Here is a 13123-nt window from a genome sequence, read left to right as displayed (position 1 = left end):
CTCAATCTTTTCAAAGTCCCTATGCCCCAAGCCATTATTTTTGATGTAGAAGCAACCGATAAGAACGATGCCGTCATTATTGAAGCTGCTTCTTTGGATGTAACTTCGATCAATCCATTTGAAGTGAGTAATCCCTGGGTGCAGCGCTACAACCCAGGTAAACCGATTAGCTTGGGCGCTCTTGCTACACATCACATCATGGATGAAGAATTGGTCAATTGCCCTGCAAGCAGCTCTTTCCGATTGCCTGCTGGTACCAAATATTTAATTGGTCACAATATTGATTTTGATTGGATTGCCATTGGCAAACCAGAAGTGAAGCGTATCTGCACCTTGGCGCTTGCTCGCAGCCTTTGGCCTGAACTCGATAGCCATACTCAAAGCGCCCTGCTCTATCACTTTGAACGGAGTACGGCTAGAGATCAGCTGCGGAATGCCCATAGCGCATTATCTGATGTGTGGATTTGCTCAAAGATTGTTGGGCAAATCATTGATAAGCTTCATCCCATCTCTTTGGATGCTTTTTGGGAAATGTCTGAGAAAGCTCGCATTCCGAAGGTGATGCCCTATGGCAAACACAAAGGCGAACTGATTAGCCAAATGCCTGCTGACTACAAGCAATGGATGTTGCGTCAAGACAATGTCTCTGAATATCTACGCAAAGCCTTAGAAGCTAAATAGCCGGCAATCCTTGTTGCTTTTTCTGTTTTGCAATCTGCTGTAGTTTTTGACACTCCTCATTGATGCTTCCGTCTTCATTGAGAACGTCAAATGATCTGCACGTGCTCGAGCGCTGCCCGTAGATAGAACAGCGATAACCTTCTTCATGGGTATGGCGAAGAGCGATGCATGGTGCATGACCCTTCTCTGTGCCTTTCATACAAACCAGATGTGTAGAAACCCTGGTGGTTAACTCCTCTGGAACCGTTCCAGAGCCATTACCGGCAAGTTCTCCATGGTAAAAACTGACCCGGAAATACTGGCAGCACATGCCGCAATCAAAACAGGGATTTGTTAAATCCATCTAAATGAGAGAAAAAACTCTTCGGCCATTAATGCGGCTTATGTGCTGCGGTCACTATTTTTTCAGTATAGGCAATCGCTACAGCTGAAAGCACAAAGGTAATGTGAATTAAGGTTTGCCACATCAAGGTTTTTTCATCATAGGATGCCGCATTGATGAACGTCTTGAGCAAATGAATTGATGAAATACCAATAATCGCAGTTGCTAGCTTTACCTTGAGGACCCCTGCATTTACATGAGAGAGCCATTCAGGCTGATCGGGGTGATTCTCCAGTTCCAGGCGTGAGACAAATGTTTCCCAGCCACCAACAATAACCATGACCAATAAATTGGAGATCATGACGACGTCGATCAATCCTAAAACTACCAGCATCAAGGCAGTTTCAGTCATCGACTTATCTGCCATCATCGTAATGAGGTGAACTAGCTCTATCCAGAACTGCCAAACGTATACACCCTGGGCAACAATCAATCCCAAATAGAGTGGCGCCTGCAACCAGCGGGACATAAATATCCAACGCGGCAAAGGACGTAATTTTTTATCTAAGAAGGTTTCTTTATCTGGATTCATATCCGAATCTTAACCACTTTTTAGGGGTATTAAAGACTTAACAACCCTAGGGGAATTATCTACTCGCCCCTACTATGCAATAGGGAATAAGGAATCCGTGATTTCCTTATTCCCCCTCTGCCTACTGCTTATTTTCTACTCGCTGCTACCGCAATGTTCTTTACTGATACTTGCGATTAAAGATCTGCTTTGTTTCAACATCGTGACGCTTTGTATTTTTCAACACTGCGCAATAGGACAGGATCATGATCACTGCCAATGAGATGCCGTTAAAGTTATTCATCAAGTTGCTGATTGTGTTCATTTGCTTCTCCTTAATATGTTGTTGCGTGTTACTTATTTGTGAATACTTGCTGCTGAATTTCTTTATCTAACCACCGGCAACTCATCCCAGCGGGTGGTGTAGTTCGGCGATCTATTGTTTGATCTCATTTGCCACTCTTGTTTAGTGCTATTGGTTCCTGAAGCTGCGGATCTAATGGCCGCATTACCAAAGCGCGTATTGATTTCATCAACTGCTTTCATGAGATGAGCAGATTTGCCTTTGGTTTCGATATCGTCAAACAAGGATTGCTGGGCTGTGGGCTTATCGCCAATCAAATTGAGAATGACGCCTGCTTTCTTATAACGAAAGCTCGCTTGATAGATTTGCTTCAAGCCTGCCAGTGCAGCATTCGTTAATGTCAGTGTGTTATCTGTTGGGTCTGCCAGTGGAATCGTGACGCTTTGATGGTGTTGCGGTTCGTTTTTCTTAAACGGATTAGTCTGTATAAATACTGTGAGCGCACCCGTAGCGCTGTTTTGCGCTCTGAGCTTTTCAGCTGCACGGGCCACATGAGTGGCAACCGACTGCGCAAGCTCAGCTTGGCTAGTCACGGGTTTACCAAAGCTACGTGAGGCAATGATTTGTTGTTTGGCTGGCGCCACTTCTTCTAACTGCAGACAAGATGTGCCGCGTAGTTCGTAGCAAAGACGCTCCATAACTACACCAAACTGCTGACGCATTGCTTGTGGTGAAGCTTGCAAGAGATCAAATACGCTTTGAATATTCTGAGCTTTGAGTTTCTTGGCGATTTGTTTACCTACGCCCCAAACCTCGCCCACGTCAGTTTCACTCATCCACTGATAGAGCTCTTCTTTGGCCATCGCATTGACATCGCATACACCAGCAAACTGCTTGTGCTTTTTAGCCAAGTGATTGGCTAGCTTGGCTAAGGTCTTGCTAGCGCCAATACCTACACAGACTGGTAAGCCAGTAGTGTCTTTAACTTGTTGCTTGATCTTCTGACCCAACTCAATGGTGTCTTGGTATTGCTTGAGGACAGTTTCGATTTGCAAGAAGCTCTCATCGATGCTGTAGACCTCTAAGTTAGGTGTAAATGTTCTGAGTACCTGAACTACTCGGCTACTCATATCCCCATACAGCGTGTAGTTGGATGATTGAGCCAGGATGCCATGCTTCTTGGCAAGATCTTTCATCTGAAACCAAGGTGTACCCATCTTCACGCCAAGTGCTTTAACTTCAGCGCTACGCGCTACAGCACAGCCATCGTTATTCGAGAGCACCACCATTGGCACATCTTCTAGCTTAGGCTGGAATACGCGCTCGCAAGAAACATAGAAATTATTTACATCTACGAGTGCAAAGAGCGAATTTGATGAGCTTGATGTAGTTTGTGAATGGAGATTCATATCACTTGCCCTCTTTGCTGTATCTAGTGCTGGCGTTGCTGTACTTGCGCACCACTCCAACAACCACGCCCCAGATTTGCAACTCACTACCTTCGTTAAAGGTGATGGGTTGGTAATTGGGGTTTTCTGGTTGGAGCTCAATGCGACCGCGTAACTGATAGAGGCGCTTGATGGTGTATTCACCATCGACGACAGCCACAACAATGTCTTTGTGTTTTGGTTTGAGCGCTTTATCAACAACCACCTTGTCACCATCGCAAATGCCTGCGCCCAGCATGGAATCGCCCTTCACGGTGAACATGAAGGTGGCTGGCTTGTTCTGAACGAGGTAATGGTTCAAATCCAGGCCGTCCTCAGCGTAATCTGCTGCTGGACTAGGGAATCCAGCTGAAATCCGGTGACTTAGGAGCTTAAGCTCATAGACAGCAAAATGCCCCGCCAAGGCTTGTGGTGCCTGGCTTAGAGTTACTTTTGCGGGGTTCATTACTTGCGTCATAGTCATTAATATACTGTATGTTTATACAGTATATGTAAAAACTGTAAAAACAGGGCTATTTTTGTTGTTTTGGGGCTATTTGCTCAAAATTTAGGCAACAAAAAACCACCCGTAGGTGGCTTTCTCGATCTCATTCACTCTTAACAAAAAACAAAGGCGAGTATCGCCGGGTCATCCGCAAAGGCATTGGACAGATAAATACTAGCTCGATAAAACCAAGGCTGAGCAGTCTCTACGAATTCGACAATGATAGGGAAGCGTTCCATGCCTAAATGATAGTGCCTTATGCACTACTTCACTTCAACCATCTCACCCTTAGATGAAATCAAGTAAGCCTTGTTTGGCTTGTCTTCTCGGATGCGCGCAAGTTCGGCTTGGTAGCCTTGTAACTGCTTGCGATACTTTTCATATTTCTCGCTACCCACTTCTGGAATCGTGAGCTTGTAATCGATGATGACTAAATGATCATCCAGCTCCACTAAGCGATCCATGCGATAGCTCTTGCCATCTTCGCTAGCGATATCAAGCTCATTCCAGGCTTGAACCCATTCGCCTGATGTCAGATAGCGCTGGAGTTCTGGAGTGTCCAAGACTGTTTTAGTGCGAGTCAGTAGTGTTTTCGCATGCTCTTCATCCACACCCAACCAATTCATGAGCTCTTGCTCGCTTGGCATGGGTAGCTTTACTTGATTGCTAGAGTCTGGAGTAAGGAACTCGAGAAGCTTGTGGAAGTTTGTACCCTCTTCCAGAATTTCTAGGTCAGGCTCTGCTTTATCTTGTTCTAAGACTTTTTCTGCAAGCTCCTGCGCCAGGACTCCACTCTCAATCTTAGCAATTGAGTCTTGATAATTGCTCTTAGCTTGATCCCATGCAATCTGAAAGTGATCAATCTTAAATGGCGCACTTCCAAGCTCTAGCTGCATATCGCGCTGCTCTATTAGTATGTCTTTAAGGTCGAGGGTATTGAGATCTAGCACGGGAACACCTGCAGCCAGAGCTCTACCGTACCAAGAGCGCTCATTCAGTCCGGTCTTACTACTGCTAGCTGCGCCGCTAAGCCATAAGCCCTGCTTCGCTCTAGTCATAGCAACGTAGAGGAGATTCCAATTTTCATTCTGACTAACCTCATTCTCTTTTTTGAAGATAAGACTACGCTCGCCAGTGAGTGTCTTAGAGGTATACAAAGAGAGATGTGTCGGGCTGTCATGCTCTGGCGACCAATCTAACAGAACACCTCGATGCGGTGCACGCCACTCCGTATTATTTGCATCAAGCATGATGACAAAAGGTGACTCCAAGCCTTTAGCTCCATGTATTGTCATTAAGCGTACGCGCTGATGACGATCCTCCTCCGACATCTCGCTTTGCTCATCCAACTCACCAATATCTTCATTTGCCTCAGCCTCAACATCGCCCTCATCTGGCGTTTCATCATCATCGCCACGACGCATTGCATTCATCTCATCAATGAAGCGGCTTAAGCTGGGATAGCGACCGCCATCCTGATTTAAAGCGAGCTCCAGAAAAGCATCTAGATTCGCCAAGACTTGCGCCCTGGCTAGATTTTGAGCGGCAACGGCATAACTCACTCGCAAATTACTCTCGTGATAAATCAAATCCAGCAAATCATGAACTGGTAATACCTCGCCTAACCCACGCCAATGCTCTAAATACCTTGCCGCCTTCTGGGTTTGCGGGTTTTGACTAGCCTGTAATGCATCCCACCAGGAGCGATAACCTTGGCCATTGCCGCCAATACTCATACTGAGTTCTTGCATCTGCTGCTCGGTAAAACTAAAGATTGGACTACGTAAAATCTGGGCCAACGGCAAATCATGGCGAGGAGAAACCAATACTGTTAGTAATGCAATAAGGTCATCGATTTCTAATGTATTGAGAAGACCACCCAGGCGAGTACTGTCATAAGCCAAACCCGCTTCACGAAGAGCTCTTTCAAACTGCGGCAAATATTTACGACGCTTTACCAGCAAGATGAAGTCACTTGCTCTTGCAGGGCGCCAATAATCTTTGCCGTCTTTTTTATCCATCACTTGGCGCGTTGCAATTACATGATGAATTAATCGACTAACTTGCTTACCCTCTTCATAGCGCTGCTGCACATCGCTGGTTTGACCAGAATCTCGAATCGCAACATCAAAAGCTGAGCCATAACGTTCTGGCTGCTCGTTCTCCACTCGCTCAATGAGGGGCAATAATTTTGTCTCACCATCTACTGCATACGCTTCCGCTGGCATGCCTTGCTGCAGAGGCTTCCAGGCTGTAGCTTGCTTGGCGTATTGATAACTCTCCGGTAAAGCGCCTGCCAAGAACACCCCATTCACCGCATCATTAATAGCCGGCGCATTTCTGCGGGTGGTATTTTGCGATAAGGCAGCTGCATTTAGCTTTCTCACCAGAAAATCTCTAGCACTATCAAATAGTCTTGGATCAGCACGACGAAAACGATAAATCGATTGCTTAGGATCGCCAACAATAAAAACGCTTGGCATCGAACTATCATCGCCATAGCCATCCAACCATGAGCGTAATATTTGCCACTGCAATGGGTTAGTGTCCTGAAACTCGTCGATCAGAATATGTTTGTACTTTGCATCCAAGCGAGCCTGCAAATAAGAGGCATTGGCAGAGCTAGTCATTAATTGACTCACACCAATTTCTAAATCATCAAAGTCCCTCACACGCATGGACTCTTTGGCTTTTTCCATATGGGCAAGCATCGCCTCACTCATGGCAAACCATGCAATATTAAGATCTCGAATGAGGTGTTCGCTTTGCCATGCAAATAAGTCTTGATAAGCATCTACCCAGCCATTACGAATCTTCGCAATCTCTGTGGGCTCAATATTCTTTGCATTTAAATACTTGAGCATTGGGGCTGAAGTCTTAGCAATATCTGCTAAAGGAGTCCGTGCTTGAGTCAAAAAATAAGCTTGAAACTCATTGGCGATATCCATCACCGAGCCATTGGCGTCATGATGTTCAATCACTTGCTTTAAATACGCTGCTTTACCTACTTGGGTTGGGGTGCCATTTTGAAAACACTCATAGAGCATTTCTAGATCTTTTTTGGTGCCGGGAAGCTTCCAAAAAACTTCAAGTGGATTACTCTTGGCAAGGTGGGGCAAGATCTTTTTCAAACAATCTGCTGGCTGAGTATTTTTAGCAATACAAGTGTCTCGAAAGAAAGTCCATGCGCCTCTTTGTTTGAAGAGACTGTAATTCCCCATCAAGAACTTTTGAGTCTCACTCGCACCAAACTCTGCTAGCAATACGTCATAGTGCTTTTTTAAATCCTCTGGCAGATTGCCCCACCAATCACCCATACACTCTTCTTGTAGGCGCTTAGCATCTTCTCGCAAATTAAAGCCAGGCTGCACCTCTGCAGATACTGGAGCTGCGCCAAGCAAACGCCCAAACCAACCATGGAAGGTGTCAATCACGATAGCCTGCGGGCTAGATAGAACCTTGATGTATAGGGCTCTAGCCTGGGGTAACAATTGAATAGCCTCTTCTTTCGTTAGCCCTCTCATTTGCAATTCATGTGTAAGCGTTGCGTCATCTGCAGTGGAAAACTCTTCCAATAAACCGTAGAGGCGATCACGCATTTCTTGTGCGGCTTTACGCGTAAAAGTCAACGCCAAGATCTCTTGAGGCTTTGCACTGGCTAACAACAACCTGATCATACGAGCCACCAATAGCCAAGTCTTACCGCTACCCGCACAAGCAGAGACGATTACCGATCTTTCTGGATTACAGGCCAAGGAGTAATTGAACTCTTCGCTCACCACATCCCCTTTCTGCAAATGCCTCTAGCTTCGCAGTATTGACATACGCTATCTGGTGCAAATGCTTGCATAGGCTTACGCGCCCATAAGGTATTTAAATCTTGGGTGATCTGCTCTGAAAACTCTGCCATCAGTTCCGGCATGTTTTCTACTGCATACGCTCGGATACTTTTATCCCCCCCTTTATCTAAATCAGCCCTGAGACTTACCCATTCAGCCTGACTCACTATACGACCTAGGATATGAGCTGCAACCGCGTTTTCACTGGCAGCACGGGCATAGATTAAAAGCTGTGGGTCATCCAAGATATTCTCAGCACGATCCACAATCTTTTTCATCTTTTGATTTTTATAGTCAATCACCGCTGCCGCATTGCTATCAGACTGGTGAATATCAAATCGATCAGCGCGCCCTGCAATACGGATATCTCTTTGCACGCCATCGGGATCACTCAAACTTAATGTAAAGCCAACCGTTAGCTCGGCATCGTGATAACGCCAGCCCTCGTTTTCTCTTTGAATTTGCCAATCCACAAAACTAGGAATTTGTTTTTGCCAATCCCTTAGAGTTCCAAGCACTCTTGCATCGCCTGCAATGAGGCGCTCAAACTCATTCTCAGAACATTTCATTAAATGCTCGATCATCCATTGACGGCGCCCGTCTGCACCGTCATGAATGGGCGAGTGAGATTTTTCGTCTTCTGTTTTCAGCGCTTGAAAAAAGGTTTTGAGCAAAGCATGCAAAGTTTGACCCGCAAGAGAGGCATCAAAGCCTTCTTCGAATTCTTTTGCCTTGCGCAATCCCAATAAGCTGCTAACGTAATAGCGGTAAGGACAATCCCTCAAAGCCTTATAAGCGCTGGGCGAGACCGTTACCGGAATCGCTAAATCTTTATCGGGCACGCTCACCGACATTTGCAGTGGTTGAGATTTGCCTTCATAGGTCTCCGGCTTTACCTCTATCGCTTTCCAGTCTTTTAATTGGGTCTGTAAACGCTGAATCCATGCCGATGGACGTAGAGGTTCACCGCTTTTACTTTTACTTTGCCAGAGAAGATCTACTTGCTCACAGGAGACAAGCAACTGAGAGAGGTCTCTAGCCTGCTGTACGTACTGAGCTGCAAATGTAGAAGACTTGAGATAGCGGTTCAGCGTGTCCGAGAAAAATAATGGAGGCTCAGAAAATGCTGGTAGCTGCTGCTCATCACACCCAACCAACACTACCGCATCAAATTGTCGTAAGCGTGTCGAACTCAGAGGCAAGATGCTCAGGGTTGCTTGCGCCTCTTTACCAGCTTCCTCATAAGTTGCTTCTTCGATAACAGTTTTTAGCAAGCTTAACCACTCTGGTAGGCGCATCTTCAAATTTCTATAGACGCCACTACTGAGATTAAAACTATCGAGAACTTCTAACAGCTGCTTACCAGCAGCATCACTCTCTAGGCGCCCCGCCATACCTGTCTCTTTCAGGTTTTTCTGCAAAAGATCGTATGCACTAGAACAATCCACCGATAAGTGCTGCCAAGCGATGTGGAGGCGCCTTACAAACTTGATGAGGTCGATTAAATGCTCGTTGGGTGAGCCGCCATTTGACGCAGCATACTTATTGGCTCGCTCAATCGCCATGAGAAAAGTTTCCCACCCAGACTTGGCTTGACTCGCAATCAAAATATCTTCAAGTTGAGCAAGCAGTCCAATGCATGCCTCAGGGGGTTTATTCAGACTATACGGAAGATCAAAATAAGGGTTTTGTAAAAACTCCAACAATGCGCTTGCGCTTGGACCTTCTTTTGGTGCGCGTATCAACTCAAGCCAACCATCAAATGCAGCTGCGGCTCTAGTAGTTGATAACTTCCAACCGGTTTCATCCCGAATCCGTAGTGCGCTGCCTAGGCGACTTAATAAAGCTCGTGTCCTTCGAGCTGCTAAACGATCTTGTGCAACCAAGGCAATATTTTTCTTGCCAGCAATAAGATGGGACTCAATCGATTTCGTTGCAGCCCATGCCAACTCTTCAAAACGTCTTGCTGCTAGCAAGCGCCAATCATCATTTCTATTGGCTTGAATATTGCTACTCACTTGAGAATCTTCTGCAGGGTTTGCAGATGCGATATGTCCATCAGCATCAAGCCCACAAAGCGCCTCAGACCACAGAGCCACTGAACCCCAGTCTAAATCTCCACGCACCACTGGAGCGTATTGAGCATATTCATTAAGGTAGCGATCAATTAACTCTTGATCTACCGGCTTCGGATCCGCCGTCTGCACCCAAATGAATGGACGTACATTGCTATGCTGATTTTCTGCATTGGACTTTGCCAATTGCATATGTGCAGCCATTGCCAAATGTTTGCGTACAACTGGATCGCCAACGCTGCTTAAATAACGCCAGAAAGTGAGTAGCACTGCAGACTCTTCATCTACAACATTGCGCGAGAGTCCTACATAAGCTTTAGCAATCGCCTGATCTAAAACAAGCTCTACTTTTTTAAGCCAAGTCTCTGTATCCAAGTCATGCGTCTGTAGCAATTCATTTAACTCGCCTTGCAATTGCGGAATAACTGCCTCAGATAATGTGTCGCACGCATCGATGACTGCCTGCGCCAATCCCCATGCCCCTGCTTCGCTTTCTGCTTTAAACCATGCTTGTAAGGTTTTGTGTTTGCGCAAATTGACAAACACCGATAACCATCTCTCTAAATCTGTTTGCTTCTTTGGAAATTTCCATGCGCCTGGTGCTGCTTCTAGCCAATCCGTAAAACTAATGACTTGGGGCAAGAAGGCAATACTGCTCGGTAAGTCTTTGGGTCTGTTTTGCTCTAAAGCTGCCCTCACCCCAACTAGAGGCCCTGCGGTGCTGAGCACCACTAAGGGGCGCTGATTGGTTTGCACTGCACAATCCCAGATGCCTTTTGCCAATTGGGCAAGCGCTTGGCTATTAGGCGTGATTGCCCAAGCTTGCGGCTGCTTTTGGTCAGAAATGGTTGGGAAAGACTGAGACATGAAGTGTGTATTTATCTATTTTGAGCAGAACGTTCCGCTTATTGCTAATATAAGCGTTGTAACGACATAATTAAATAACTCGCTAAATAAGTCTAAATAAGGAATTTTCATGAGTGCCGGCATTAAATATGTAACTGACGCCTCTTTCGAACAAGACGTCCTCAAGTCCGATAAACCTGTTCTGCTCGACTTCTGGGCTGAGTGGTGTGGTCCTTGCAAAATGATTGGTCCGATCCTGGAAGAGCTCGCTGGCGAATACGGCGATAAGCTACAGATCGCAAAAATGAACGTGGATGAGAACCAAGGCGTACCTGCCCAGTTCAATATTCGCGGCATTCCTACCCTGATCCTTTTCAAAAATGGCACTGTGGCTGCTCAAAAAGTAGGCGCTTTGGCCAAATCTCAGTTGACTGCATTTATTGATAGTCATCTGTAAATAGTCTCAGACCACAGGTTCACCCGCTGAGCCTGTGGTTTTTACCGATTTACCGTAGTTGTCAGACCCGTTTTTTAGTGTAGTATTACTCAAACGCACTAATCAGTGCTCCGATTTCCAGCAATTTACCTCCCCCTTCTTTTAGCAAATTCCAAAATTCTGTTTTTCCACATCTGCGTGATCTTGATCAGCGCAGCGATACCTCAAAACAAATTTCCCTAATTCATTTTTATCTTTACCAACACCCGAGAACCACATGCAATTAACTGAACTCAAAGTCCTCCACGTATCCGCTCTGCTAGAAATGGCAGCTAGCTTGGAGATTGAAAACACACAACGGATGCGCAAACAAGAATTGATGTTTGCCATTCTGAAAAAACGTGCGAAGGCTGGTGAAACAGTATTCGGCGACGGCACTTTGGAAGTATTGCCTGATGGCTTTGGTTTCTTGCGCTCACCTGAAGCCTCTTATATGGCTTCTCCAGATGACATCTATATCTCACCTGCGCAGATCCGCCGCTTTAACTTGCACACTGGTGATAGCGTTGAAGGTGAAGTACGTACACCGAAAGATGGTGAGCGTTACTTTGCATTGGTAAAGGTCGACAAGATCAACGGTTTGGCTCCAGAGGCTCTCAAGAACCGCATCATGTTCGAGAACTTAACACCTTTGCATCCGAACCGCGTGATCAGCCTAGAGCGTGATATCAAGGCGGAAGAGAATTTAACTGGCCGCATTATCGATATGATCTCCCCTATTGGTTACGGCCAACGTGGCTTGATCGTAGCGTCACCCAAATCCGGTAAGACTGTGATGATGCAGCACATTGCTCACGCAATCTCTGCAAACAATCCCGATGCCATTCTCATCGTGTTGCTCGTTGACGAGCGCCCTGAAGAAGTTACTGAAATGCAACGCTCTGTTCGCGGTGAAGTAGTTGCCTCTACTTTTGATGAGCCAGCTGTGCGTCACGTTCAAGTTGCCGAGATGGTGATTGAAAAAGCAAAACGTTTAGTAGAGATGGGTAAAGATGTGATCATCTTGCTTGACTCGATTACTCGTCTTGCTCGCGCATACAACACGGTAGTTCCTTCATCAGGCAAAGTACTTTCTGGTGGTGTGGACGCAAATGCATTGCAACGCCCTAAGCGCTTCTTCGGTGCCGCACGTAATATTGAAGAAGGTGGTTCATTGACCATCATCGCTACTGCCCTGATTGAAACTGGTAGCCGCATGGATGACCTCATCTATGAAGAGTTCAAAGGTACCGGCAATATGGAAGTTCACCTTGAGCGTCGTTTGGCCGAGCGTCGTGTTTACCCATCTATTAACCTCAATAAATCTGGCACCCGCCGTGAAGAGTTGCTGGTTAAAGCTGAAAACCTCCAGAAGATCTGGGTATTGCGTAAATTACTGGCCGATATGGACGATATCGAAGCGATGAACTTCATCGTAGATAAGCTCAAATCCACCAAAAATAATGGCGAATTCTTCGACTTAATGCGTCGCGGAGGCTAATTTAGGGGTCCAGAGGGCTTTTTGGCCCTTTTTGGACCTCCAAAATGCGCTTTGTTGTTGATTTCATGGCATAATTTCGCCTTTACTGCTTTTAAAACCTGGGAAAGTATTTAAGTCAATTTGGCTCAAACGGCTACCCGCTCATAGGACTCATAATGAAACCTGGCATTCACCCCGAATATCGTGAAATCGTCTTTGTAGACGTTTCTAACAACTTCAGCTTCAAGACTCGCTCCACAATGGCTACTAAAGAGACCATTAAGTGGGAAGATGGCAATGAATATCCATTGGCCAAGATCGAGACTTCATCTGAATCACACCCTTTCTACACTGGTACCCAGAAAATTATGGATACCGCTGGTCGTGTTGAGAAATTCCGTCAGAAATTCGGTACCAAGGCTGTTGCTAAGGCATCCGGTGATGGCGCTGCTAAAACAGCTGAGAAAAAAGCTGCTGCTGCAGAAGCTAAAGCTGCTGAAAAGCCAGCTAAGAAGAAGGCTTAATACACTTCTATTCGCAGGGTATGTGAAATACCTGCTCTGCGAGATAATCAAGGCAGCGTTTGCTGCCTTTTTTA

At 45.9% G+C, this 13123-nt stretch carries 11 protein-coding genes; 4 read left to right on the top strand and 7 right to left on the bottom strand.

Annotation, left to right across the window (positions count from 1 at the left end; translation table 11 throughout):
- Positions 1–21 precede the first annotated feature (21 nt).
- Entirely contained in the window at positions 22–681 is a 660-nt protein-coding gene (locus tag JaK3_RS04215) for a putative quorum-sensing-regulated virulence factor (RefSeq protein WP_068321077.1), read from the top strand.
- Here the strand turns inward: JaK3_RS04215 and JaK3_RS04210 are convergent.
- From JaK3_RS04210 to JaK3_RS04185, 7 genes are all read right to left on the bottom strand, one after another.
- Positions 674–1024, bottom strand: a complete 351-nt coding sequence (locus tag JaK3_RS04210; protein WP_082786366.1) for a YkgJ family cysteine cluster protein — start codon at positions 1022–1024, stop codon at positions 674–676. The genes JaK3_RS04215 and JaK3_RS04210 overlap by 8 nt on opposite strands.
- 28 nt (positions 1025–1052) lie before the next feature.
- The gene (locus tag JaK3_RS04205; protein WP_068321073.1) at positions 1053–1595 is read right to left on the bottom strand and encodes a TIGR00645 family protein; all 543 of its coding nucleotides are present in this window, start codon (positions 1593–1595) and stop codon (positions 1053–1055) included.
- Between the two features lie 160 nt (positions 1596–1755).
- Complete coding sequence (locus JaK3_RS10730) at positions 1756–1899, bottom strand: hypothetical protein (RefSeq protein WP_167345988.1); 144 nt, start codon at positions 1897–1899, stop codon at positions 1756–1758.
- Between the two features lie 62 nt (positions 1900–1961).
- Positions 1962–3287: a Y-family DNA polymerase gene (locus JaK3_RS04200; RefSeq protein ID WP_068321071.1), complete on the bottom strand. Its 1326-nt coding sequence runs from the start codon at positions 3285–3287 to the stop codon at positions 1962–1964.
- Between the two features lies 1 nt (position 3288).
- Complete coding sequence (locus JaK3_RS04195; RefSeq protein ID WP_068321069.1) at positions 3289–3789, bottom strand: LexA family protein; 501 nt, start codon at positions 3787–3789, stop codon at positions 3289–3291.
- Positions 3790–4073: 284 nt separating this feature from the next.
- Positions 4074–7589: a UvrD-helicase domain-containing protein gene (locus JaK3_RS04190; protein WP_240480883.1), complete on the bottom strand. Its 3516-nt coding sequence runs from the start codon at positions 7587–7589 to the stop codon at positions 4074–4076.
- Positions 7586–10591, bottom strand: a complete 3006-nt coding sequence (locus tag JaK3_RS04185) for a PD-(D/E)XK nuclease family protein (protein ID WP_068321065.1) — start codon at positions 10589–10591, stop codon at positions 7586–7588. The genes JaK3_RS04190 and JaK3_RS04185 overlap by 4 nt, the downstream gene beginning before the upstream one ends.
- A gap of 109 nt (positions 10592–10700) precedes the next feature.
- Between JaK3_RS04185 and trxA the strand changes: the two genes are divergently transcribed.
- The 3 genes from trxA (at position 10701) to JaK3_RS04170 (ending at position 13049) form a co-directional block, all read left to right on the top strand.
- The gene (trxA, locus tag JaK3_RS04180) at positions 10701–11027 is read left to right on the top strand and encodes a thioredoxin TrxA (protein ID WP_068321063.1); all 327 of its coding nucleotides are present in this window, start codon (positions 10701–10703) and stop codon (positions 11025–11027) included.
- Positions 11028–11283: 256 nt separating this feature from the next.
- Positions 11284–12546: a transcription termination factor Rho gene (gene rho / locus JaK3_RS04175; RefSeq protein WP_068321061.1), complete on the top strand. Its 1263-nt coding sequence runs from the start codon at positions 11284–11286 to the stop codon at positions 12544–12546.
- Between the two features lie 155 nt (positions 12547–12701).
- Entirely contained in the window at positions 12702–13049 is a 348-nt protein-coding gene (locus tag JaK3_RS04170) for a type B 50S ribosomal protein L31 (protein WP_068321059.1), read from the top strand.
- The last annotated feature ends 74 nt before the right edge of the window (positions 13050–13123 follow it).

The sequence above is a fragment of the Polynucleobacter yangtzensis genome (assembly GCF_001595965.1).
Classification (GTDB): domain Bacteria; phylum Pseudomonadota; class Gammaproteobacteria; order Burkholderiales; family Burkholderiaceae; genus Polynucleobacter; species Polynucleobacter yangtzensis.
The sequence above is the reverse complement of the archived record's forward strand: the minus strand, read 5'-3'. Positions and strand labels throughout refer to the sequence as shown.

Bases quoted from the DNA above. Each gene is read 5' to 3' on its own strand.
- JaK3_RS10730 (WP_167345988.1), bottom strand. From the start codon at position 1,899: ATGAACACAATCAGCAACTTGATGAATAACTTTAACGGCATCTCATTG.
- JaK3_RS04185 (WP_068321065.1), bottom strand. From the start codon at position 10,591: ATGTCTCAGTCTTTCCCAACCATTTCTGACCAAAAGCAGCCGCAAGCT.
- JaK3_RS04205 (WP_068321073.1), bottom strand. From the start codon at position 1,595: ATGAATCCAGATAAAGAAACCTTCTTAGATAAAAAATTACGTCCTTTG.
- JaK3_RS04195 (WP_068321069.1), bottom strand. From the start codon at position 3,789: ATGACTATGACGCAAGTAATGAACCCCGCAAAAGTAACTCTAAGCCAG.
- JaK3_RS04215 (WP_068321077.1), top strand. From the start codon at position 22: ATGCCCCAAGCCATTATTTTTGATGTAGAAGCAACCGATAAGAACGAT.
- rho (WP_068321061.1), top strand. From the start codon at position 11,284: ATGCAATTAACTGAACTCAAAGTCCTCCACGTATCCGCTCTGCTAGAA.
- JaK3_RS04200 (WP_068321071.1), bottom strand. From the start codon at position 3,287: ATGAATCTCCATTCACAAACTACATCAAGCTCATCAAATTCGCTCTTT.
- JaK3_RS04210 (WP_082786366.1), bottom strand. From the start codon at position 1,024: ATGGATTTAACAAATCCCTGTTTTGATTGCGGCATGTGCTGCCAGTAT.
- JaK3_RS04170 (WP_068321059.1), top strand. From the start codon at position 12,702: ATGAAACCTGGCATTCACCCCGAATATCGTGAAATCGTCTTTGTAGAC.
- trxA (WP_068321063.1), top strand. From the start codon at position 10,701: ATGAGTGCCGGCATTAAATATGTAACTGACGCCTCTTTCGAACAAGAC.